Source organism: Rhodococcus sp. W8901 (assembly GCF_013348805.1).
Taxonomy (GTDB): domain Bacteria; phylum Actinomycetota; class Actinomycetes; order Mycobacteriales; family Mycobacteriaceae; genus Prescottella.
On sequence record NZ_CP054690.1, the window covers coordinates 1,865,883 to 1,889,018 of the forward strand.

Here is a 23,136-nt window from a genome sequence, read left to right on the forward strand (position 1 = left end):
CGAACATGGCCGCGTTGCCGTTCGCGGAGTTGCACATGCACATCGAGGGGGCTCTCGGCCCGGAGCTGATCTTCGCGTTGGCCGAGCGCAACCGCATGCACCTGCCCTACGTGGACCTGGCCGATCTCGAATCGCGCTACGAGTTCACCGATCTGCAGTCGTTCCTCGACCTGTACTACGCGAACATGGCGGTGCTGCGGACGGCGGAGGACTTCGCCGACCTCACCCGGGACTACCTGCGCCGTGCGGCCGCCGCGGGAGTGCGGCACGCGGAGATCTTCTTCGACCCGCAGGCCCACGTCTCGCGCGGTGTTCCGCTGCAGGTGGTGCTGGACGGGATCCTCGACGCGCTCGCCGCCAGTGAGCGGGAGTTCGGCGTGAGCAGCGGCCTGATCGCGGCGTTCCTGCGCGACCAACCCGTGCACGACGCGGAGGAGGTGCTCGCGGAGATCCTGAGACTGCAGGCGCCGATCATCGGCGTCGGACTCGATTCCGCGGAGGTCGGCTACCCGCCGACGCTGTTCGAGGACGTCTTCGCCCACGCCCGCGCCGAGGGTCTGCACGTGGTGGCGCACGCCGGCGAGGAGGGCCCGCCCGAATATATCTGGCAGGCATTGGATCTCCTCGGCGCCGAGCGGATCGACCACGGTGTGCGCTGTCTCGAGGACCAGGCACTCGTGCAGCGTCTGGTGGACGAGGAGATCCCCCTGACCGTGTGCCCGCTGTCGAATGTCCGTCTGCGCGTGGTGGATACGATCGCCGAACATCCCCTGCGCACGATGCTGCGCGCGGGTCTGCGGGTGACCGTCAACTCCGACGACCCCGCCTACTTCGGCGGTGACGTGGGCGAGAACTTCGCACAGCTGCGGGCCGGGATCGGGTTGACCGACGACGAGGTCGAGACGCTGGCACGCAACTCGATCGAGGCGTCCTTCGCGTCGCCCGCCCGCAAGGCCGAACTGCTCCGCACCTAGGCGGACGGGCGGTCCGGGCGCCCCCGGCGGGCGCCCGGACCGGGATCTGGTGGATGCGCTGGTGCGTGTGGCGGGTACCGGTCAGCGCACGGCGGCCGCGGCCTTCTTCTCGGTGGGCTCGCCCTCGTTGGCCAGACGGCCCCCGGAGTTCTCGAGGTGGGCACGGACGAACCACTGGAACTTCTCCAGTTCCGCGGTCTGACCGATCAGCATGTCCTCGGTGATCGGGTCGATCTCGCCGACCTTCGCAATCGCCTTCCGATTGTGCTCGATCACGCCGGTGTACACGAGATCGAGAGCAGCGAGGTGCGCCTGGGCGCTGTCGCGCCCGACGGAGTAGTCGTCCCACGACCGGTCCTTCTCGATGGCGCCGGGCGTGCCCTGGGGGGAGGCACCCAACGCTGCGATCCGTTCGGCGACCGCGTCGGCGAAGCCGCGGACCAGGTCCACCTGCGGGTCGATCATCTCGTGGACGCCGATGAAGTTGGGGCCCACGACGTTCCAGTGGATGTGCTTGAGCGTCAGGTGGAGGTCGTTGTAGGCGCTGAGTCGATTCTGGAGCGTGTTCGCGACCGTGGCGCCCTGGTCTGCGGTCAGTCCGGGAACGGTGAAGTTCGTCATCGTCTGTCCTTTCGATCCTGTGTCCACACCTGCCGGCCGATTCGAACTCTTTGTCGGCCGAGCGATGTTGTCCTGTTCAACGGTACTACAAAATCTATGTCCTGCACGGTAGATAAGTTGACGCAGGTGGGGCGAGAATTTCGAACCCTGGTCGGTGGGCGAGCGCGGTGTCAGGATCGACGCGTGGACGTCGAGGAAGTGGCCGACGAGCTGTACGGGCTGGATCCGTCCGTGTTCGTCGCGGCCCGCACCGGCCGGGTCGCACAGGCGAAGGCGAGGAAGGATCGTGACGCGGCCCGGGCGCTGGCGGCGTTGAGGAAGCCCACGACCGTCGGGTGGCTCGTGAACCTGCTGGCCCGCGAGTCGCCCGACGACGTCTCCGCGGTGCTGGCGCTCGGGGATGCGCTGCGACAGGCGCAGCGACGCCTCGACCCTACGGCGCTCCGCGAACTCTCCGATCAGCGGCAGCGGGTGGTGCGGGCGCTCGCGGAACGCGCGGGCCGGTTGGCTGCGGAGCGTGGCAGGGTGGTGGGCGAGGCGGCACTGCGAGAGGTCGCGCAGACGCTGCATGCCGCGATGGCGGACCCGGACCTGGCGCGCACCGTGGAGCGGGGACGGGTGCTCTGTGCCGCGAGGTACAGCGGTTTCGGGCCGGCCGTCCTGGAATCGGTGGGTCGCGGAGAGCGCTCGGCGGCGGGCGCCGCGGCGGCTCGGAAAGGCTCTGGCGCAGCGAGTCTCGGTGCGGACGCCCGGGAGGTCGCGCGGGCCGAGCTCACCGCCGCCCGCGCCTCGGCCGAGGCGGCGCGGGAGGCGACGGACGTCGCCGAGCGTGAGGTGTCCCGGCTCGATGCGGAAGCCGCGGAGATCGCGGACCGGATGGAGGTCCTGCGGCGCGACCTCGAACATCTGGAACAGCGCGACGCGTTCGTTCGGGAGTCGGCGCACGCGGCGAACGCGGCTGCGCGGTCGGCGCGAAGCGATCTCGAGCGTGCCCGCCGCTGGGAGTCGGAGGCGGAGGCGGCTGTCGAGGACGGCAACTGAGGTGCGTATTCTCGTATTCCAAGGAGTGATGGAATATGAGTGAGTCCGATGCGGACATGTACGACCAACTCGCACGCACAGCGAAGGCGATGGCGAACGGCAAGAGGCTGGCACTACTCGAGTTGATGGCGCAGGGCGAGCAGTCCGTCGAGACCCTCGCTCGGGGAGCGTCGCTCAAGGTGACGAGCGCGTCCTCGCACCTGCAGATCCTCAAGAGTGCCGGCCTGGTGCGCACGCGGCGCGAGGGCACCACGATCTTCTACCGGCTCGCCGGGCTCGACGTCGCGCGGCTGTACGTGTCGATGAAGGACGTCGGTGCGGCGCACCTGCCCGGACTCGCGCACGGCGAGGGGACCGAGTTCTCCGACGAGCTTGCGACGCAGATGCGTTCCGGATCCGTCGTCGTTCTCGACGTCCGGCCGCACGCGGAGTTCACGGCGGGACACCTGCCCGGCGCGGTATCCATCCCGCTCGACGAGCTCGGCGCGCGCGCCGATGAACTGCCGGTGAGGACGCACGTCGTCGTGTATTGCCGCGGTGAGCTGTGCGGAATGGCCCGCGACGCCGCCGACCTCCTCCGGCAGCGGGGACTGAGCGCGGCCGCGTTGGACGAGGGCATCCTCGAATGGCGGGCCTCGGGCATCGAACTCGCCGGGACCGCCGGAGACGCCTCGTGACGGCGCAGCGGGCGCTCGTGACGCCGGACCTTGCCGCCAGTCAGCGCCGGATCCTCGCGGTCCTGGTCGCGGCGCAGATCCTCAGCGGTGCCGGCCTCGCCGCCGGGATCACCGTCGGCGCGCTGCTGGCCCAGGACATGTTGGGCGGCACCGGCCTCGCCGGTGTGCCGAGTGCCCTGTTCACGATCGGTTCCGCGGCCGCCGCGGTCTCCGTCGGCCGGATCTCGCAGCGCTTCGGCCGTCGACCCGGTCTCGCGCTCGGCTACGGCACCGGCGCGCTCGGCAGTGTGGGAGTGGTCGCGGCGGCGGTCGCCGACAATGTCGTGCTGTTGCTGATCTCGCTGTTCGTCTACGGCGCCGGAACGGCGACCAACCTGCAGGCGCGCTACGCCGGTGCCGACCTGGCCGCCCCGGCCCACCGGGGCCGCGCCGTGAGCACGGTGCTCGTGGCGACCACCGTCGGTGCGGTCGTCGGCCCGAACCTCGTCACGGTCATGGGTGATTTCGCCGAGGGGCTCGGAATCCCGGCACTCGCAGGACCGTTCATCCTGGCCGCAATCGCGTACGCGGCCGCCGGCGCGGTGCTGTGGGTGATGCTGCGCCCGGATCCGCTGTTGCTGGCGCGTGCGGCCGCCGCCGACACTGCGGACCACGCGGCCGGCCCTGACATCGAACCGTCCGCCGCGCGCACGTGGAATCCGTCCGTCGTGCTGGGCACGACCGTCATGGTCGTCACGCAGCTGGTCATGGTCGGTGTCATGACGATGACCCCGATCCACATGCAGCATCACGGGCACGGAACCGGGGCCGCAGGCCTGGTCATCGCGATCCATGTCGCCGCGATGTACCTGCCCTCGCCACTGTCGGGGAGGCTCGCGGACCGGTTCGGCCCGCGGGTCGTGGCCGCCGCGGCCGCGGTGACGATGCTGGCCGCGGGTGTCACGGCCGCCGCCGCTCCGGTGCACTCGGTGCCGGCGCTCGCGGTCGCGCTGGCGCTGCTCGGGCTGGGCTGGAACTTCGGGCTCATCAGCGGCACGGCGATCATCACCGATGCGGTCCCGCTGGCGACACGTGCCCGCACGCAGGGCACCGTCGATCTGACGATCGCGATCGCCGGCGCGGGCGGCGGACTGTCGTCCGGTGTCATGGTCGCGGCCACCAGTTACGGCTGGCTGGCGCTGCTCGGGGCGGCGATCTCGTTGCTCATCGTCCCCGCGCTCGCCCTGCACGCGCGCCGGGTCTGACGAAACTGAAGGCGGCCGGCTCCGAAAGGAACCGGCCGCCTTCACGACGTGCGGGAGGTGCTAGATGCGCTCGTAGATGGTGGCGTTCGCGGTGCCGCCACCCTCACACATGGTCTGCAGGCCGAAGCGGCCGCCGGTGCGCTGCAGGTGGTGGACCAGCGTGGCGGCCAGACGCGCACCGGAGCCACCGAGCGGGTGGCCGAGCGCGATCGCGCCGCCGAGCGGGTTCATCTTGTCCATCGACGCGCCGGTCTCGAGCTGCCACGCCAGCGGCACCGAACCGAACGCCTCGTTGACCTCGAACGCGTCGATGTCGTCGATCGACAGACCGGCCTTCTTCAGCGCGAGCGCGGTGGCCGGGATGGGGCCGGTGAGCATCTTGACCGGGTCGTCGCCGGCGACGACGGCGGTGTGGATGCGAGCGAGCGGGGTCAGGCCCAGGGCCTTCGCCTTCTCGGACGTCATGACCAGCACGGCGGCCGCGCCGTCGGAGATCTGCGAGGCGCTGCCGGCGGTGATGACGCCGCCCTCGAGGAACGGGGACTTGAGCTGGCTGAGCTTCTCGGTGGTGGAGCCGCGGCGGATGCCCTCGTCGGCGGAGAAGACGGTGCCGTCCTCGAGGGTGACCGGGGCGATCTCCGCCTCGAACGCGCCGGCGTCCTGTGCGGCGGCGGCACGCTCGTGCGAGGCAACCGAGTACTCGTCGAGCTGCTCGCGGGAGATCCTCCACTCCTGCGCGATGAGCTCGGCGCCGACGCCCTGGTTGAAGCGGCCGTTGAAACCGGGTGCCTCGAGCTGGGCGGCGTAGCGAGTGCGGGCGGGACCTGCGGAGTCGCCGGTGCCCGGAACGTTCGAGGAGCCGAGCGGCACCGCGGTCATCATCTCCACGCCACCGGCGACGATGATGTCGGCCTGGCCCGAGATGACGGACGCGGCCGCCATCGAGATGGTCTGCTGCGACGAACCGCACTGGCGGTCGACGGTCAGGCCCGGCACCGACTCGGGCCAGCCGGCGCCGAGGACGGCCATGCGGCCGATGTTGCCGGTCTGCATGCCGACGCTGTTGACGTTGCCCCAGTAGACGTCGTCGACGATCGCCGGGTCGATGCCGGTGCGCTGGGCAATCGAGCGCAGGACGTGGGCGGACAGCTCCACCGCGTGCACGTCCGCGAGCGAGCCCTTCCGCTTGCCGATGGGGGTACGAACTGCCTCGACGATCACTGCGTCACGCATGGCGCCTCACTCTCGATGAAGTCGGTCGAATCTAAAGAGTTAAACGAATGTACTTCATCGGTGGTGCGGCCTCAGGAGCGGGCGGCGATTCCGGTGCCGGCCATCCGGCCCGCCAGTGCGAGCAGGTCCCGGTCCCGGCCGGGTGGACCCACCAGGGACAGGCCCACCGGCAGGCCACCCGGCGAGGTCACGGGCACGGTCACCGTGGGCAGTCCCGCGACGGCCGCAACTGCGACGAGCATCCCGGTGGTCCGAAGCTTCTCCGCGACAAGGACATTGCCGGGATCGTCGGCGGTCGACGGTGCCGGGGACGCCGCCGTTGGCATGACGAGGACACGGGAGCCCAGGTAGTCGCGGACGGAGCGGCCCGCGGCGCCGAGTTCGTCGAGGCTGCGCCGATACGTGGATTCGGAGATCTTCGACGCCGCGAGGAAGTTCGCGCGGGCCTCGTCGCCGACCGACCCGACGGCCGTCGACACCCAGGCGCCGTGTTGCTGCCACGCCTCGTAGCCCTGCACGGTGGTCACGGCGTCGTACCAGTCGGGGAGTTCCGCGATGTCGAGGTCCTGCTCCGACAACGGCGGTAGCGCCGACCGCCTCCATGATGCGAGCGCCTCCCGGACCGCGGGTTGGACGTGCTCGTCGGCGACGGCGGTCACGCCGGGCGCCGTCACCGCCGCGCCGAACGGACTCGCCGACGCCGGGGGGAGCAGCGCGTCGCCGACGGCGATCAGGGTCGTCGGGTCGGCGCACACCCAACCGACCCGATCGAGGGTCTTCGAGAGCGGCATCATGCCGAGTACCGAGACGGTGCCGTGCGTCGGGCCGAAACCCCACAGCCCTTGATAGGAGGCAGGGATCAGGACGGATCCGATGGTGTCGGGGCCCAATCCGACGGACGCGCTGCCGAGCGCGACGGCGGTGGCCGCCCCCGAGGTCGCGCCTCCCGGAATGCGGCCGGACGCGGCGGGATTGGCCGGCGTCCCGTAGGCCGCGTTCACGCCGGAGTGGCCGAAGCCGAAGTCGACGGTCTGCGTGATTCCGGCAACGGCGGCGCCCTGCCCGAGCAGGCGGGAGATGCTGTCGGCGGTGGTCGTCTCGGTGGGCGCCAGCCCCAGCCATCGGGGATTGCCCGCGCCGACCCGCTGGCCCTCGACGGCGAACAGGTCGGTCACGGCGACCGTACGGCCCGCGAGCGGCCCGGAACCGCTACCTGCGATCAGCGGATCGCCCTGGAGTCGCCACGTCGCGGTGTCGGCGGGCTTGGTGTCCCCGCCGGGTAGTGGCGGCACGCCGGGGTCGCGGAGGTCGTCGCCACATCCCGCGAGCAGCGTCGCGCCGCCCACCGCGGCGCCGAACGCGCCGGCCCGCAGGAACGAACGACGGTCGAGGCGAGGGGAGTTCGGTCCGGTCGGCACGCCGCTCACAGTAGCGACGCGCCGACCGGATCCGGACGGTTCGAGCCCCGTGTCAGGCGAGAACCTGGCGGAGGTACTCGTTGTCGAACGTTCGCGACGGGTCGTGCTTGTCGCGGACCGTGCAGAAATCGTCGAACCGGGCGTACGTGGGGCGCAGGTCGTCCGCGGTGCGGCTGTGCATCTTGCCCCAGTGCGGACGGCCGTCGACCGCGCGGGCGATCGCCTCCACCGCGTCGAAGTACTCGCGGTGATCGCGGCGGTGGTACTGGTGCACGGCGATGTAGGCGCTGTCGCGGCCGTTCGCGGTGGACATCCACACGTCGTCGCCGGGAGCGAAGCGGACCTCGACCGGGAACGCGATTTTGCAGTCGGACCGGTCGAGCCAGTTCGAGATCTCCCGGAGGGTGTCCTTCACGGCCTCCTGCGGCACCGCGTACTCCATCTCGCGGAACCGCACCCGGCGCGGCGACGCGAACACGCGGTAGCTGCGGTCGGTGAACTCGCGGGCCGACAGTGCCCGCGCGCTGACCTGGTTGACCTGCGGAATCGTGGCAGGGAACGCCGACGTCAGCCGGTTGACGCCCTCAAAGAGCGTGTTCGACATCAGCTCGTCGTCGATGAAGCCGCGGATGCGGCCCACGGGTTCGAGCGGCGTGTCGCCGGGCAGTCGTGTGTTCCGCTTCGTCAGAACGCGATTGGTGTGCGGGAACCAGTAGAACTCGAAGTGGTCGACGGTCTCGAGATCGTGCGCGAGTCCGTCGAGCGTCTCGTCGAGTCGCGCCGGTCCCTCGACGGCGCGCATCGCGTAGGCCTGGGTGACCGCGAGGTCGAGTTTGGTGATGATGCCGAACGCGCCGAGGCCGATTCGGGCGGCCTGGTAGAGCTCGGGGTTCTCGGCCTCGGAGCAATCCACGACCGACCCGTCCGCGAGCACGATCTGCAGTCCGCGGATCAGCGTCGCGAGCCCACCGAACCGCGCTCCCGTCCCGTGCGTGCCGGTCGAGAGCGCGCCGGCGATCGACTGGACGTCGATGTCACCGAGGTTGATCATCGCCAGCCCGCGCCCCCACAGCTGCTCGTTGAGGCTGCGCAGGCGAGTCCCGGCCATCACCGTCGCGACCGGACCCGCCGGCGTCGTGCGGACGGATTCGATCCCGGCGAGGTTGTCGAGGCTCACCAGAACGCCGTCGGTGACAGCAACTCCGGTGAACGAATGGCCCGCCCCCACGGCTTTGACGCGTAATCCCCGCTCGGTCGCATTCGCGACCAGCGTGCTCAGCTCGGCTACCGATCGCGGTGTTTCGAATCGGTGAGGTGTCGACGAGTGGGTCCCCGCCCAGTTGCGCCACGTGTCCTGTGCCATTCCCGTCACTATTCACCTGGACGAGCGTCCAGGCAAATGAGACACGTTTTTTCCGTTTCGGGTTTTACGATCGGGGGATGTTGAATCGGCTTCCAGCGGAAGAACGCCGCGCCCAACTCGTCGAAGCGGCGCTGTCCATCGCCGAACGCGGCGGGATCGCAGCGGTGACGATCCGTGCTGTCGCGGAGGAAGCGGGCGTCTCGCTCGGCGTGGTGCACTACTGCTTCGAGAGCAAGGAAGCCCTGGTCGCGGCCATGGCCGAGAGTCTGGTGCTGCAGCTGAGCGCCGGGATGCGCGAGTCGTTCGCGTCGGTGTGGGACTCGCAGGAGTTGAACGGTCTGCGGGATCTGCGCGAGGTGCTGCACACCGGGCTGACCGGGATGTGGCCGCTGGTCGAGGCCACCGCGGATCGCCAGTTGCTCACGTACGAGATCACCGCATACGCGCTGCGCCACCGCGCGGCGGGCGCGCCGCTCGCCGGGAGTGTCGCGGACGAGCAGTACCGAACCATGGACATCGAGGCCACGGTGTTCCTTCAGGAGAGCGCCCGCAGGACCGGGACCACGTGGACCGAACCGGTCGAGGCGATCGCGCGGTTCGCCCTCGCCGTCATCGACGGCATCGTCCTGCGCTGGCTCGTCGACCGCGACAGCAATGCCATCATCACCGAGCTCGACGATCTGGTGCGCATCGTCGCGAGCAAGGCGGTCGACGCGGACCCAGACCTGGACAATCGTTCAGGAGAGTGATCGACTGGTCCGAACGCCTACGACGAACGGACTGATGTGACTGCTGCGATCGACCGACTCACCGCTGCCACGGCTCATCTCGATCCGCCGCTGGCGGCTCTGGACCTCGCCACACTGCACACCAATGCCGCCGACCTGGTGCGGCGTGCCGCCGGCACCCCGGTCCGGGTTGCCAGCAAGTCGGTGCGGTGCCGTGCGGTGCTCGAGGTGGCGCTCGGCTCCGGGCTCACCGCGTCCGGAGGGTTCCGCGGCATCATGTCCTACTCGCTGCGCGAGGCGATGTGGCTCGCGCAGCGAGGCGCCGAGGACGTGCTGATGGGTTATCCCACCGCCGATCGCGCGGCGCTGGCCGAACTCGGCGCCGACCGCACGCTCCTCGACCGCATCACCCTGATGGTCGACGACATCGCGCAACTGGACCTCATCCGGTCGGCGGTCGGATCCGAGAGCGTCCGGCCGCGGGTGTGTCTCGACGTCGACGCGTCGTTGCGCCTCGGCCCGGCCCATCTCGGGGTGCGCCGGTCGCCGCTGCGGGAACCGGGGCAGGTGGCACGGCTGGCTCGGCTGGCGGCCGACCGCGGCTTCGCCGTCGTCGGGGTGATGTTCTACGAGGCGCAGATCGCGGGCCTGCCCGACAGCAGTTTCGCCGTGCGCATGGTGAAGAAGGCGTCGGCCGCCGAACTCGCCACGCGCAGAGGCACAGTCGTGGACGCCGTCACCGAGGAAGTCGGGAAGCTCGAGATCGTCAACAGCGGCGGTACCGGCTCGCTCGAGGTCAGTTCGGCCGACTCGGTGGTCACCGAGGTCACCGCCGGATCGGGGCTGTACGTGCCGACGCTGTTCGACCGCTACCACTCGTTCACGCCGCGTCCGGCGCTGTTCTTCGCCCTGCCGGCGGTCCGCAAGCCGACGCCGAGGATCACGACGTTGTTCGGTGGCGGCTACATCGCGTCGGGTCCCGCCGGGAACACGCGCGTGCCGGCTCCGGTGTGGCCGCGCGGGTTGAAGCTGCTGCGCAACGAGGGCGCCGGCGAGGTCCAGACGCCCGTCACCGGCGCGGCGGCCGCCGAGTTGGCTGTGGGCGACCGGGTCTGGTTCCGCCACGCGAAGGCCGGCGAGCTGTGTGAGCGTTTCACCGAGGTGCACCTCGTCGACGCCGACGGCACGGCCACGTCCACACCCACCTACCGCGGCGAGGGCAAGTGCTTCGGGTGACCTCGGGTCACTCGCCCAGACGCGTGAACGCGCCCAGTTCGGTCAGCCCGGCAGGTGTCGTCGGAAGGTAGTGCGTGAGCAGCCGCGACCGCACGATCACCGCACACCACTTGCCGCGGGAGACCGCGACGTTGAGCCGGTTGCGGGACAACAGGAACGACATCCCGCGCGGCACGTCCTCGGCCGACGACGCCGTCATCGACACGAGCACCACGGCGGCCTCTCTGCCCTGGAACTTGTCGACCGTCCCGACGTGCACGTCGGCCAGTCCGGCGGCGGCCAGGTGCCGTCGGATCAGGCTCACCTGCGCGTTGTACGGCGCCACGACGAGGACGTCGGACTGTCCGAGCGGGCGGGTCCCGTCGAAGCCGGTCGGATCCGTCCACGCCCGGCCGAGCAGTGCCTGGATCCGCCGGACGACCTCGCGTGCCTCCTCGACGGATTCCGTTGCGTTGCCGCGGTGGTCGAGGACCGCGCTGTCCACGCCGGGCTCGACACCGGCGAGGTGGCGCGCGGTCGTGACCGGTTCCTCGGACTGCAGGCGCCCGCCGTACGACAGCGCCGACACCCGGGCGCACAGCGCCGGATGCATCCGCCAGGTGCGCGCCAGGAAGTAGCCGTGTTCCGGTGGCAGCGCGTCGTGGCCGGCGGCGAGCCAGCCCAGCGCCGACTCGTCCACCGGTTCGGGGTGGGTGCCCTGACTGACCTGCGGTAGCTGCTGCGGGTCGCCGAGGAGCAGAAGATTGCGGGCCGACGCTCCCACCGCCACGGTGTTCGCGAGCGCGAACTGTCCGGCTTCGTCGATCACCAGCAGGTCGAGACTGCCGGGTGGGATCCGCTCGGCGTGCGCGAAGTCCCAGGCGGTCCCGCCGACGACGCACCCGGTCGCCGCGGCGTCGTCGAGGAACTGCGGGTAGGCGTTCGCGGTGATCCCCGTCCACGCGCGGTCCTCCGCGCGGCCGTCCTTCTTCGCGACCATCCGGCCGTCGAGTCCCGCCGCGACCACCGCGTCGAGCATGTTCTCCACCACCGAATGCGACTGTGCCACCAGGCCGATCCGCCAGCGGTGGTGTGTCACGAGGTGGGTGATCACGCGCGCGCCGGTGTGGGTCTTGCCGGTGCCGGGCGGGCCCTGCACCGCGAGGTACGAGTGGTCGAGGTCCAGCAGTGCCGAGACGATCGCGGCGGCGTGGTCACCGGCGCCGTCGGCCGTCGGCAGCCCCGCACCGCTCCGGGTACGCGGAGGGATCCGGCGCAGGACGTCGACGGCCGCGTCCGGCGGCATCGCCGGCAGCATCGCAGCCATCTGCTCGGCCGCTGCCCCGATCGCGGTCTCCATCCGCACCGTAGCGATCGGGTGACCGGGCGCCACGGCCATCGGCAGTGCCGTGTATTCGTCCGGACCGGTGAGCAATTCCTCCACGACGATGACGTCGTCGAAGTTCTCGTCGGCGCCGACCGACAGCACCACCGCCGTCGCTGTCCCGCGTTGCGTGGGGGTCGATCCGGTCATCGCCTCCGCCGGTAGCGGCGGGTCGTACAGGGTGAACACCTCCGCACCGGGGACGACGGTGCTCCCGGTCCCGTACCGGCCCGTCAGCCGCAGATGGCGGCGCAGCTTCCGCTGACGAGGGGTGCTGCGGTGCCAGTCCTGCACCACCACGGCGTGGTCCACCTGCAGCACGTCGCGGGTGTCGGCCCACTCGTCGACCACCTGTGTCAGCCGGTCGAAATGCGCCCACCAGAACGGTTTACGTTCCCGCCGGTGGTAGCCGACGGCGGCTGCCATCAGTGCGGCGGCCTGCTGGTCGGCGCTGCGGGACCCGCGTGCTTCGTCGCCGGCGAACCGTCGCAGAGCCTGCTCGGTGAGGTCGACCTCGCCCTCGTCCGGGACGGGCGGAGGGTCCTCGCGTCGATGCGGCGACACGTCGTGGTCCGCCGCGATCGCGAGCAGCCAGCTGCGCAACTCACGGGTCGAAACGCAGTCGTACTCGTTGTAGTCTCCGATCCCGCGCAACAGCTCGGCGGCCTCCGGCCGCCCCTGGTCGCGGAGGTCGCAGTAATCGGCATATGCCACAACGGAATCGGCGGCGTTGGTGACGTCGCCGTCCCGCAAGCGGGTGCCCATGTAGAGCGGCTCGAGCTTCTTGATGCTGTACGACTGCGCGCCGACCCGCAGTGATGCCCGGACGATCGGATAGAGGTCCACGAGCACCCCGTCCCGCAGGAGTTGGTCGACGGCCTCCTCGCCGACTCCGTGCCGACCGGACAACCGCAGCAGCGCGGACTTCTCGTACGCCGCGTAGTGGTAGATGTGCAGGCCCGGGTGCGCGGCGCGGCGGGCGGCGACGTAGTCGAGGAAATCGATCAGCGCCCGACGCTCCTGCGCTCGATCGTGGGCCCAGAACGGCCGGAACACCGGATCTCCGGCGCCGGTGGGCGGCTCTTCGAGCACGCCGAACAGGTACTCGAGCCCCCACTGCGCCGATCCCGCCTCGGCCCACAGCGGGTCGCCCTCGAAGTCGAAGAAGATGTCGCCGGCGTCCGGGCGGGGCAGGCCGGCGAGGGCGGTCGGGTCGAAGACCTCGAAGGGGTGGCCGCCCTGCGCCTCCCGGCGCAGTTGGAGTGCGGCCTGCGAACGGAGGGCGGAGAGTGTTCGCGCCGACACGTCCGGGACCGGGTCGACTCGCTCCGCCAGGGCGTCGATGGTCGACACTCCCGCCGATACGAGGTGCTGGCGGGTGCTCGCGCGAATCCCCGCGACCAGCAGCAGATCTCGATGCGCCTCGACCTCGGCGGCGCAGGTCTCGCAACGCCCGCAGGACTGGCAGTTCGCGTCCTCCCACGCGACCGGGACGCCCCGGGATCGGTGGTCGTCGAGGATGCGTTGCAGGCGTGTGCGGCGCGCGGTGTACACCGGGACGAGGTCGGCCAGCGCGTGTACCGAGTCGGAGCCGTCGCCCAGCAGGAGGTGTGCCCGCGGTGCCGGGCGCACACCGCCGGCCGCGAGGGCGTCGGCGTACGCAGCCAGTTGCAGCAGCGCGGGGACCTCGACATGGCGGGCCAGTTTGGTGTCGTACACCGCATACATGTCGCCGTCCGGATCGTCCTCACGGACGAGGAAGTCGCTGAAGCCGAGGAACCGGCCGTCGAAGAACGTGCCCTGGTAGATCACCGGAGCCCCGGACCGGGCGGCCGCGACGGTCGATCGGTGCGCGTCGTACAGGCCGACCGTCGTGTATTCGGGCCGCGCAATGGTCTCGATCCGTCCGAGGCGGCGCTCGAAGTCGTCCCGGACCCGTCGTTCGTGGGCCTCGCCGAGCAGGGAGGTCCGCTGCAGCATCGGATCGGCGGCCGAACCCGCCGCGGCCGGAGCGAATCCGAGCAGCCCGTCGAGGCGGCGCAGCAGAGCGAACTCGCACGTCGCGGCGAGCGTCAGATCGCCGGTGCTGTAGATCACCACATCGTCGAGCAGGAACATCGCGCCCCTTTCCCGGTCGGTTCGGGCCGATTGTGCCATCGGGCGGCGACAACCAGGGGAGGGCTCGCGGCCGCCGCAGCGTCCCCCACCACAATGGAGCCATGCCGTTCTTCACCGGGGCGACCGGACAGATCCACTACCGTCGCTGGACCGTCGATCAACCGCGCGCCGTCGTGGTGTTCCTGCACGGGATGGGCCAGCACACCGGGCACTATCACCGGTTCGCCGCCGGACTCGCCCGGCACGACATCGAGATGTGGGGGATCGACCAGGCCGGGCACGGGCTGTCGGAAGGCACTCCCGGTGTGCCCGGCGCGTTGGGGGATCTCGCGGACGACGCGGCCCTCCTCGCGACGACGGCGGCACAGGCGTGTCCCGGGGTGCCGCAGGTACTGATGGGCCACTCGCTGGGCGCGGCCGTGTCGATCACGCTGCTGCGGCGCGGACCGGAGCGGTTCGCGGCAGCCGTCCTCTGTGGAACACCCAAATCCGTTGTGCAGCAAGCCGAGACATCGGACTTCGCGAGACCGGATCTTCCGGTGCTCGCGATCCACGGCGTCGACGACCGGTTGGCGCCGATCGACGGGGTGCGCGCGTGGACGTCCGGCCTGCCGGGAGTGACCGTGCGGGAGTACCCCGACACCGGCCACGACCTGCTGCACGAAAAGATCCACCGGGCAGTCACGAACGATGTCGCCGCCTTCGTGCTCGACGCTACGGTGTGCTGATGGAATACACGCGTCTGCTGTCCGCTCTGCGCGACGAGGGTGAGACACTGGCTGCGACGCCGGTCGTTGCGCTGTCCGAACCTGTTCCCACGGTGCCGGACTGGACCGTCGAACACGTCGTACGACACACCGGCAAGATCCACCAGTGGGTGGTCGCCGCGTTGCAGGCCCCGCCGGAGGCATCGGTGTCGGAGGTCCGTCGCTCCGGCGACATGCCCCGAGGGCCGGAATGTCTTGCCGCCTACAGGGTTGCGCTCGAGGCGCTACTCGACGAGTTCACCCGACTCGACCCCGGGAAGCAGGTTCCGACGATGGTCGGCCCCGGCACCGTGGCGTGGTGGCTCCGCCGGCAGACGCACGAGGTCTCCGTGCACCGGATGGACGTGTCCGACACGCTGCAGGCTGCCGGGGGTCCCAAGGTCGCCGAGCTGGATCCGGAGATCGCGGCCGACGGCGTCGACGAATGGGTGGACGTGTTCCTGGGCCGCCTCGCCGCCGGCGGCCGGCTGCCGGACTCGCTCGCCGGGCGCACCATCCACCTCCACGGCACCGACACCGACGCCGCGGAGTGGCATCTCGCGTTCGCACCGGGAACGGTGGAGGTTACTCGCGAGCATTGCAAAGCCGATGTGGCGCTGCGTGGTCCGGCGCAGGACCTGCTGCTCACGCTGTGGCGGCGCCGCCCCCTGGTGGGCCTCGACGTGATCGGCGATTCCGCGGTGGCGCGGGCGCTGCTGGGCTCGGCGGCCCTGTAGCGACGCGGGCAAATCCACCGACACTGACGACGGTCCGGGCCCGGGTGCGGTGTCGCACCCGGGCCCGGACGTGTCGTCGAACAACTAGGAGTAGATCGCCTCGATCGCGACCGCGTGCTCCTGGTGGATGATGTTGCGCTTGAGCTTGAGCGTCGGGGTCAGCTCGCCCGAATCGACCGTGAAGTCGACCTCGAGGATGCGGTACTTCTTGATCTGCTCCGGGTTGGAGACCTTCTTGTTGCCCTCGGAGACCGCGGCGTCGATCTCGGCGACGAGGTCGGCATGCTTGACGAGTTCCGAGATCGGGGTGTCGGCAGGCAGGCCGTTGCGTTCCTTCCAGCCGGGTAGCGCCTCCGGGTCGAGCGTGATGAGGGCGCCGATGAACGGCTTCGCGTCGCCGACGACGAGGCACTGGCTGATGAGCGCGTGCGCGCGGAGGGCGTCTTCGAGCACGGCCGGGGCGACATTCTTGCCGCCGGCGGTCACGATGATCTCCTTCTTGCGCCCGGTGATCGACACGTACCCCTCGGCGTCGATGGACCCGAGGTCACCGGTGTGGAACCAGCCGTCGCGGATGGAATCGGCAGTGGCCTGGTCGTTGTGCCAGTAACCGTCGAACACGACCGGGCCGCGGACCAGGAGTTCGCCGTCCTCGGCGATCTTCGCGGCGTGACCGTTGATCGGCTTGCCGACGGTCCCCACCTTCTGGTCGCGGATGGTGTTGACCGTGACGGCAGCGCTGGTTTCGGTGAGGCCGTAGCCCTCGTAGACCGGAACGCCGATCCCGCGGAAGAAGTGACCCAGGCGCGCGCCGAGCGCGGCACCGCCCGAGACTGCACGGTCGCATTCACCGCCGAGCGCGGCGCGCAGCTTGGCGTAGACCAGCTTGTCGAACAGTGCGTGCCGCAGGCGCAGGCCGAGTCCGGGGCTGCCCTGCTCCTGCGCCTCGCTCCACGCGATTGCGGTCTCGGCGGCCTTCGCGAAGATCTTGCCCTTGCCGCCGTCCTCGGCCTTCTGCTTGGCCGAGTTGTAGACCTTCTCGAACACGCGGGGGACCGAGAGGATGAAGTTGGGCTTGAAGATCGCGAACTGGTCGATGAGTGTCGTCAGGTCGGCGGTGTGCGCGACGGTGACCTTGGCGTCGAACGCGCCGAACGAGATCGCGCGCGCGAACACGTGGGCCAGCGGCAGGAACATCAGGGTGCGATTGCCCTCCTGCAACGCGTCACCCAACGCAATCCTCACCGCGGCAGACTCGGCGTAGAAGTTCGAGTGGGTGAGCTGCACGCCCTTGGGCCGTCCGGTGGTGCCGGAGGTGTAGATGAGGGTCGCGGGCGAAGACGCGCGCACCTGCTGTCGGCGCTCGTGCAGTTCGTCGTCGCTGATACCGGCGCCACGGGTGATGAGCTCGTCGAGGGCTCCGGCCTCGATCTGCAGGACCTCGCGCAGCGCGGGGGCGGCCTCGGCGACGTCCTTCACGGTCTCGGCGTGCGTCGACGTCTCGACGATGAGTAAGGACGTGGCCGAGTCCTCGAGGATCCACTGCGCCTGGTCGGAGGACGACGTCTCGTAGATCGCGACCGTGCATCCGCCGGCGGTCCAGATGGCGTAATCGAGAACGGCCCACTCGTAGCGTGTGGCCGAGAGGATTGCGACGCGGTCGCCGAGTTCCACGCCGGACGCGATCAGTCCCTTCGCGATGGCCTTGACCTCGCCGGCGAACTGGGCCGCGGTGACGTCGACCCATCCACCGTTGCCCGGCTTCTTGAAGGGCACGAGATTCGGACACTCCGCTTCGTACCGGAACACGGTGTCGGCCATGGACGCGTCTTCCGGAATGGTGAACGACTGTGGAACCGAATACTCACGCACTTTGACCCCTCCGAGAAATGACATGATGGATGTGCATTGCATCACATTCAGGGTCTCTTTGCACTAAGTCTCGAGTCCGGTTTGCGCATTTCGGCTGTCGACCTGCGGAAATAAATGTAACCGTATGTAATGCTAACTTTCTCCAGGTAGGGGGCTGTGCGAGTCACGCAACGGGATGAAAGTCGTCCTCGCGCGTGCATCGCCACCGCCGGACCGCGTGCTCGAGCGCGGCTGCCGGGACACCTAGGCAATCGGCGGCCGCGGCGAGGATTTCGGTCGGCGGAGCCGAGGGTGCGGAATCGCCGGGGGTGTCCGCGAGTGCAGACCGCACGAACTCGTCGGTGGCCGTGGCGGTGCCGGGCGAACCGGGTGCACCCGTCAGGGTCATCAGGTGCTGCCACATCGCGTCGTCGGGTCCGCCGCAGCACTCGTCCCACGCGGCGCGCAGGTCGCTGCGGGTGCGGTCGTCGCGGGTGGCGCCCACCAGGTCGCCGACCGAGTCGATGTGCAGGGCGTGCAGGCGTTCGGCGGTGCGCTGGATCTCGGCGGCGCGCAACGGGGCGGCGTTCTCGGAGTAGCGGCGCTTGTAGTTGCCGATCTTCCCGGCCCACTGATCGGAACTGCCCACTTCCTCGAACGTGCGCAGAAGTTCACGAGCGCCGTCGGTGACCCGGCCCGGAACGTGGGCCTGCCGGTACGCGCGGTAGCGGTCGACCACGGTTCCGGCGTCGGCGTACCGATCACCGGCTGCCTGGACCGACTCGATGATGCAGAGTGCGAGGCTGTCCCGATACTCGTCGGGCGGCACCCAGCCGGCCGGGTCGCCGAGTCTGTCGCGGCAGGCCTGGACCACCGTCTGCACTTGCCGTTCCGAGACGCTCACGAATCCTCCCTCGCTGCGCAGGGCCTGACGAGACGTGTATCGGCGCTGCGGCGCCGAATGTTGCACCGGTCACGTCCGGGGCTCGCCGGCGCGGGCGAGCAGCTCGGTGACCTCGCGGTCGTCCAGCTGGTGGAAGTCGACGTATGCGCCGCCCACACCACCGAGATTCACGGGCGTGAACGGGCACACCACCTCGTCCGCGGTGACCCGCAGCCGCGAGACGGCCTCCGGTGACGCCACCGGTATCGCGACGACGATCGTGGCCGCCCCCGCGGCACGGGCGACCTGACAGGCGACCGCTGCGGTGGCGCCGGTCGCCATGCCGTCGTCGACGAGTACGACGGTCCGTCCCGTCAGCGGTGTGCGTGCCCGCCCGCGGCGCAGGGCATCGGCGCGTCGCGTCAGTTCCTGCCGCTCCTTCGTGCGGACCGACTCGAGTGCCTGGCGCGTCACGCCTCCGCGATGGATCACGTCGTCGTTGAGGACCTCCGCATCCCCCTCGCCGATCGCTCCCATCGCGAGTTCCGGCTGCCACGGCACACCGAGCTTGCGGACCAGGATGACGTCGAGGGGAGCGCGGAGAGCCTGGGCGACCTCGTATGCCACCGGTACGCCGCCGCGGGGGAGTCCCAGAACCACCGGATCGGACCCGCGCAGATGGCTCAGCGACTTGGCCAGTGCCCGTCCGGCTCCGGCACGCGTCGCATAGTGCATGACGTGCTCCGTCGAAGAGATTCGATCTCGATTTCGACGATACGCCGCAGACCGCGCACAGGTGCGGCGCCCGGAAACGGACTCCCGGGCGCCGCAACCACGAGTGCGAACTATGCCGTCGAGACCAGGTTGCCGTCGATGTGCGCCTGGTAGGCGGGCAGGTCGAGCATGCCGTGACCGGACAGCCCGATCACCAGCACCTCGGGCTCGGTGAGCCCGCGCGCGTACTCGGCGGCGGCAGCGATCGCATGCGCCGATTCGGGCGCGGGGACGATGCCCTGGGTCCGCGCGAACAGCACGCCCGCGTCGAACGAGTCGGTCTGGTCGACGGCCTGTCCCTTGACGTAACCGAGTTCGACGGTGTGACTGAGCAGCGGCGCCATGCCGTGGTAGCGCAGGCCGCCGGCGTGGATCGGGTCCGGGACGAAGTCCTGGCCGAGCGTGTGCATCTTGAGCAGCGGGGTCAGGCCCGCGACGTCGCCGTGGTCGTAGCGGTACTCGCCCTTGGTGATCGACGGGCAGGCGGCCGGCTCGGCAGCGATGATCCGGGTCTGTGCCTTGCCGTGCAGGACCTCCCGGATGAACGGGAATGCGAGGCCGGCGAGGTTGGAACCGCCACCTGCACAACCGAATACGACGTCGGCGTTCGCCTCACCGGCGGCGCGCAGCTGCTCCACGGCCTCGAGGCCGATCACCGTCTGGTGGAGCACCACGTGGTTGAGGACGCTGCCGAGTGCATAGCGTGCGTCGGGATCGTTCGCGGCGACCTCGACGGCCTCGGTGACGGCCATGCCGAGCGAGCCGGGGGTGTCGGGGAAGTCGGCGAGCATCTTGCGTCCCGACTCGGTGAGATCGGACGGGCTCGGGTGCACGATGCCGCCGTAGGTCTCCATCAGATGGCGGCGGTACGGCTTGGACTCGTACGACGCGCGCACCTGCCACACCTCGAGCTCGATGCCGAACTTGGCGCACGCGAACGACAACGCGCTGCCCCACTGGCCGGCGCCGGTTTCGGTGGTGATCTTCTTGACGCCGTCCTGGGCGTTGTAATACGCCTGCGCGACCGCGGTGTTGGTCTTGTGGCTGCCGACCGGGCTCACGCCCTCGTACTTGACGTAGATCCGAGCGGGCGTCCCCAGCGCCTTCTCGAACTCGCGCGCGCGGATCAGCGGTGCCGGCCGCCAGGTCCGGTAGGCCTCACGGATGGGTTCGGGGATCTCGATGTACTGCTCGGCCGTGGCCTCCTGCTCGATCAGTGCGCTGGGGAACAGCGCCGCCAGATCGGCGGGGGTCACCGGCTCCCTGGTGCCCGGGTGCAGGTGGGGCGGCGGGGCGACCGGCAGGTCCGCGACGATGTTGTACCAGTGGGTGGGGATGGGTGTCGGGATACTCGACTCGGACACTGCTGGTTCCTCTCCAGGGGTGACGGGCGGTCGTCCACATTGTGATGTCAGTCATTCCCGCGTTGCATTCGGGGTGCCGCCCATCCGCCACCGCTCATCTTCGGTGGCCGTGCGAGTGGCCATGCGCCGAACGGGAGTTCACGGCACGCGCGGGGCCCGGAAACGGTCACCGAATTCCCGTTCAGGCGTCGGGGTATGGGCGGAGGGGAGGCGCGCCAGACGCGCGGCGTCGCGCATCGACTAAACTGACTGGTCAAATGAGTGACACCGAGCGTGACCCGCAGTCCGACAACAATCCCATCACCTTCGCCGACCTCGAGATCGACGAACGTGTGCTGAAGGCCCTTTCCGACGTCGGATACGAGTCGCCCTCGCCTATCCAGGCCGCGACCATCCCGCCGCTGCTCGCCGGCAAGGACGTCGTGGGTCTCGCGCAGACCGGCACCGGCAAGACCGCCGCGTTCGCGATCCCGATCCTGTCTCGCCTGGACGTGGACCGGAAGGTCCCGCAGGCGCTCATCCTGGCCCCGACCCGCGAGCTCGCGCTGCAGGTCGCGGAGGCCTTCGGGAAGTACTCGGCCCACATCCCGGGTCTGCACGTGCTGCCGATCTACGGTGGTCAGGCGTACGGCGTGCAGCTGTCGGGTCTGCGTCGTGGCGCCCAGATCATCGTCGGAACTCCGGGTCGCGTCATCGACCACCTGGAGAAGGGCACGCTGGACCTGTCGAATCTCGAGTACCTCGTCCTCGACGAGGCGGACGAGATGCTCAAGATGGGTTTCCAGGACGACGTCGAGCGCATCCTCGCCGACACCCCGGAGTACAAGCAGGTGGCGCTGTTCTCGGCGACCATGCCGCCCGCGATCCGCAAGATCTCCAAGCAGTACCTGCACGATCCCGTCGAGATCACCGTCAAGTCGAAGACGGCTACCGCGTCGAACATCACCCAGCGGTGGGTGCAGGTGGCGCACCAGCGCAAGCTCGACGCGCTGACCCGGATCCTCGAGGTGGAGACCTTCGAGGCGATGATCATCTTCGTTCGGACCAAGCAGGCCACCGAGGACCTGGCCGAGCGGCTGCGGGCGCGCGGCTTCTCCGCCGCCGCGATCAACGGCGACATCGTCCAGGCACAGCGTGAGCGCACGATCGGGCAGCTCAAGTCCGGTGCCCTGGACATCCTGGTCGCCACCGACGTCGCGGCCCGCGGTCTCGACGTCGATCGCATCTCGCACGTCGTGAACTACGACATCCCGCACGACACCGAGTCCTACGTGCACCGCATCGGTCGTACCGGCCGCGCCGGGCGCACCGGTGACGCGCTGCTGTTCGTGGCCCCGCGCGAGCGTCACCTGCTCAAGTCGATCGAGCGCACCACGCGGCAGCCGCTCACCGAGATGCAGCTGCCCACCGTCGAGGACGTCAACGCGCAGCGTGTCGCGAAGTTCGGTGACTCCATCACCGCGAGCCTGAGCTCCGACAACCTGGCACTGTTCCGCAAGCTGATCGAGGACTACGAGCGTGAGCACGACGTGCCGCTCGCCGACATCGCTGCGGCGCTGGCGGTCCAGTCTCGGGACGGCGAGTCGTTCCTCATGTCGCCCGAGCCGCCGGCTCCGCCGCGTGCACCGCGTGAGCCGCGGGAGCGGCCCGCGCGCCGCTTCGACGACTGTCCGCCGCGCCAGAACCGCGACGGCCAGGAGTTGGCCACCTACCGCATCGCGGTCGGCAAGCGGCACAAGGTGGTTCCCGGCGCGATCGTCGGCGCCATCGCCAACGAGGGCGGGCTGCGCCGCAGCGACTTCGGGCACATCAGCATCCGGCCCGACCACAGCCTGGTCGAACTCCCGGCCGACCTGTCCAGCGAGACGGTCGAGGCGCTGCGCGCGACGCGCATCTCGGGTGTGCTGATCCAGCTGCAGCCCGACCAGGGCGCTCCCTCCGGTCGGCCCTCGCGCGGTGGTCGTGACGACCGCGCCGGCGGAAAGTACGGCCGCCCCAAGGGCGATCGGTCGTCGGACCGTCGTCGCCCGCGCGACTGATTCGTCGGGCCCTCCGACAGGACAAATCGACGCCAGGACGGGTGTCGGCGAGTGTGAACTCGCCGACACCCGTTTCCTGTGAATGCGAACGATCCTGTGACGGGAGTGACGCCTGCTCTGTAACGTGCCTCACAGTTTGCGGTCGGGGATCGGCGCAATCTTCAGCAAGGAGGCACGAGCGTGGTCCACACGATTCGTCGAGGTCTCATCGCGGCCGCCCTGATCGTGGGCGGTGCAGTCGGTCTGGCCGCACCAGCGGCGGCAGACCCGAGTTCGCTGTTCGGGAGTTCGGGCGGTAGCGGCAGCGCGAGCCTGTTCGCCGGCAGTGGCGACATCGCCATCCCCCTGCCCATCCCCAGCCCGCGCGGTATCGCCGCGCTGGCCGCGGCCACCACGCAGACCGGCAAGCCCTACCTGTGGGGCGGCAACGGTCCCGACTCGTGGGATTGCTCGGGACTGGTGCAGTGGGCGTTCCGCACGGTCGGGATCAATCTCCCGCGGACCAGTCAGGAGATGGCACGGTTCACCGGCGGCATGCTGGTCCCGCTGTCGGTGCTGCAACCCGGCGACGTCATCACGATGGACACCTACGACATCGCCGGGCACGTGGGGATCTACGCCGGCAACGGCATGGTCTTCAACGCCTACGGCACGGGTGTCCCGACCGGGCTGCGACCGCTGTCGGACTTCCGGATCCACAACATTCGCCGCTTCTTCTGAAGCGGC

At 69.9% G+C, this 23,136-nt stretch carries 19 protein-coding genes; 10 read left to right on the forward strand and 9 right to left on the reverse strand.

Features of this window, described 5'->3' with window-relative positions; all coding sequences use genetic code 11:
• Positions 1-5: 5 nt before the first annotated feature.
• A complete protein-coding gene (locus tag HUN07_RS08945) occupies positions 6-974 on the forward strand; it encodes an adenosine deaminase (protein ID WP_174914562.1) in 969 nt (322 codons plus the stop codon).
• 81 nt (positions 975-1,055) lie between these two features.
• On the opposite strand, the gene HUN07_RS08950 is transcribed toward HUN07_RS08945, so the two are convergent.
• The gene (locus tag HUN07_RS08950) at positions 1,056-1,595 is read right to left on the reverse strand and encodes a Dps family protein (RefSeq protein WP_174909182.1); all 540 of its coding nucleotides are present in this window, start codon (positions 1,593-1,595) and stop codon (positions 1,056-1,058) included.
• A gap of 183 nt (positions 1,596-1,778) precedes the next feature.
• Here HUN07_RS08950 and HUN07_RS08955 point away from each other — a divergent pair, with 183 nt between their 5' ends.
• Genes HUN07_RS08955 through HUN07_RS08965 form a run of 3 tightly spaced genes read left to right on the forward strand, consistent with a single transcriptional unit; the run spans position 1,779 to position 4,557 of the window.
• The gene (locus HUN07_RS08955; protein ID WP_174909184.1) at positions 1,779-2,636 is read left to right on the forward strand and encodes a hypothetical protein; all 858 of its coding nucleotides are present in this window, start codon (positions 1,779-1,781) and stop codon (positions 2,634-2,636) included.
• Positions 2,637-2,671: 35 nt separating this feature from the next.
• Positions 2,672-3,313: an ArsR/SmtB family transcription factor gene (locus HUN07_RS08960; RefSeq protein ID WP_174909186.1), complete on the forward strand. Its 642-nt coding sequence runs from the start codon at positions 2,672-2,674 to the stop codon at positions 3,311-3,313.
• Positions 3,310-4,557: an MFS transporter gene (locus tag HUN07_RS08965; RefSeq protein WP_254622864.1), complete on the forward strand. Its 1,248-nt coding sequence runs from the start codon at positions 3,310-3,312 to the stop codon at positions 4,555-4,557. Before HUN07_RS08960 ends, HUN07_RS08965 begins: the two co-directional genes overlap by 4 nt.
• Before the next feature lie 60 nt (positions 4,558-4,617).
• Here HUN07_RS08965 and HUN07_RS08970 read toward each other — a convergent pair whose 3' ends face one another.
• The 3 genes from HUN07_RS08970 to HUN07_RS08980 all read right to left on the reverse strand — a co-directional run bounded on the left by HUN07_RS08970 (position 4,618) and on the right by HUN07_RS08980 (position 8,571).
• A complete protein-coding gene (locus HUN07_RS08970; protein WP_114718493.1) occupies positions 4,618-5,790 on the reverse strand; it encodes a thiolase family protein in 1,173 nt (390 codons plus the stop codon).
• A gap of 71 nt (positions 5,791-5,861) precedes the next feature.
• Positions 5,862-7,208: an amidase family protein gene (locus HUN07_RS08975; RefSeq protein WP_174909190.1), complete on the reverse strand. Its 1,347-nt coding sequence runs from the start codon at positions 7,206-7,208 to the stop codon at positions 5,862-5,864.
• A gap of 52 nt (positions 7,209-7,260) precedes the next feature.
• The gene (locus tag HUN07_RS08980; RefSeq protein WP_174909192.1) at positions 7,261-8,571 is read right to left on the reverse strand and encodes a D-arabinono-1,4-lactone oxidase; all 1,311 of its coding nucleotides are present in this window, start codon (positions 8,569-8,571) and stop codon (positions 7,261-7,263) included.
• A 77-nt stretch (positions 8,572-8,648) separates the two neighbouring features.
• Here HUN07_RS08980 and HUN07_RS08985 point away from each other — a divergent pair, with 77 nt between their 5' ends.
• Positions 8,649-9,320, forward strand: a complete 672-nt coding sequence (locus tag HUN07_RS08985) for a TetR/AcrR family transcriptional regulator (protein WP_174909194.1) — start codon at positions 8,649-8,651, stop codon at positions 9,318-9,320.
• A 36-nt stretch (positions 9,321-9,356) separates the two neighbouring features.
• Positions 9,357-10,535: an amino acid deaminase/aldolase gene (locus HUN07_RS08990; protein ID WP_174909196.1), complete on the forward strand. Its 1,179-nt coding sequence runs from the start codon at positions 9,357-9,359 to the stop codon at positions 10,533-10,535.
• A 7-nt stretch (positions 10,536-10,542) separates the two neighbouring features.
• On the opposite strand, the gene HUN07_RS08995 is transcribed toward HUN07_RS08990, so the two are convergent.
• The gene (locus tag HUN07_RS08995; RefSeq protein WP_174909198.1) at positions 10,543-14,016 is read right to left on the reverse strand and encodes a TM0106 family RecB-like putative nuclease; all 3,474 of its coding nucleotides are present in this window, start codon (positions 14,014-14,016) and stop codon (positions 10,543-10,545) included.
• A 101-nt stretch (positions 14,017-14,117) separates the two neighbouring features.
• Here HUN07_RS08995 and HUN07_RS09000 point away from each other — a divergent pair, with 101 nt between their 5' ends.
• Positions 14,118-14,744 carry an alpha/beta hydrolase gene (locus HUN07_RS09000; RefSeq protein WP_174909199.1) on the forward strand — a complete coding sequence of 209 codons (627 nt, stop codon included), beginning with the start codon at positions 14,118-14,120 and terminating at the stop codon, positions 14,742-14,744.
• Positions 14,744-15,499, forward strand: coding sequence for a maleylpyruvate isomerase N-terminal domain-containing protein (locus tag HUN07_RS09005; RefSeq protein ID WP_174909200.1), 756 nt, complete (start codon positions 14,744-14,746; stop codon positions 15,497-15,499). The genes HUN07_RS09000 and HUN07_RS09005 overlap by 1 nt, the downstream gene beginning before the upstream one ends.
• An 84-nt stretch (positions 15,500-15,583) precedes the next feature.
• Here the strand turns inward: HUN07_RS09005 and HUN07_RS09010 are convergent, their stop codons facing one another.
• From HUN07_RS09010 to HUN07_RS09025, 4 genes are all read right to left on the reverse strand, one after another.
• The gene (locus tag HUN07_RS09010) at positions 15,584-17,371 is read right to left on the reverse strand and encodes an AMP-dependent synthetase/ligase (RefSeq protein WP_114718499.1); all 1,788 of its coding nucleotides are present in this window, start codon (positions 17,369-17,371) and stop codon (positions 15,584-15,586) included.
• Positions 17,372-17,534: 163 nt separating this feature from the next.
• On the reverse strand, positions 17,535-18,254 hold the full coding sequence (locus tag HUN07_RS09015; protein WP_174909202.1) for a heme peroxidase: 720 nt from the start codon (positions 18,252-18,254) through the stop codon (positions 17,535-17,537).
• Positions 18,255-18,323: 69 nt separating this feature from the next.
• Positions 18,324-18,968, reverse strand: a complete 645-nt coding sequence (locus tag HUN07_RS09020; protein WP_174909204.1) for a phosphoribosyltransferase — start codon at positions 18,966-18,968, stop codon at positions 18,324-18,326.
• Positions 18,969-19,078: 110 nt separating this feature from the next.
• Positions 19,079-20,371, reverse strand: coding sequence for a TrpB-like pyridoxal phosphate-dependent enzyme (locus HUN07_RS09025; protein WP_174909206.1), 1,293 nt, complete (start codon positions 20,369-20,371; stop codon positions 19,079-19,081).
• Between the two features lie 257 nt (positions 20,372-20,628).
• On the opposite strand from HUN07_RS09025, the gene HUN07_RS09030 reads away from it, so the two are divergent.
• Both HUN07_RS09030 and HUN07_RS09035 read left to right on the forward strand, forming a co-directional pair.
• Positions 20,629-22,410 (forward strand): DEAD/DEAH box helicase, encoded by a 1,782-nt coding sequence (locus tag HUN07_RS09030; protein ID WP_174909207.1) that lies wholly within the window; start codon positions 20,629-20,631, stop codon positions 22,408-22,410.
• A 180-nt stretch (positions 22,411-22,590) separates the two neighbouring features.
• Complete coding sequence (locus HUN07_RS09035) at positions 22,591-23,130, forward strand: C40 family peptidase (protein ID WP_254622865.1); 540 nt, start codon at positions 22,591-22,593, stop codon at positions 23,128-23,130.
• Positions 23,131-23,136 lie beyond the last annotated feature (6 nt).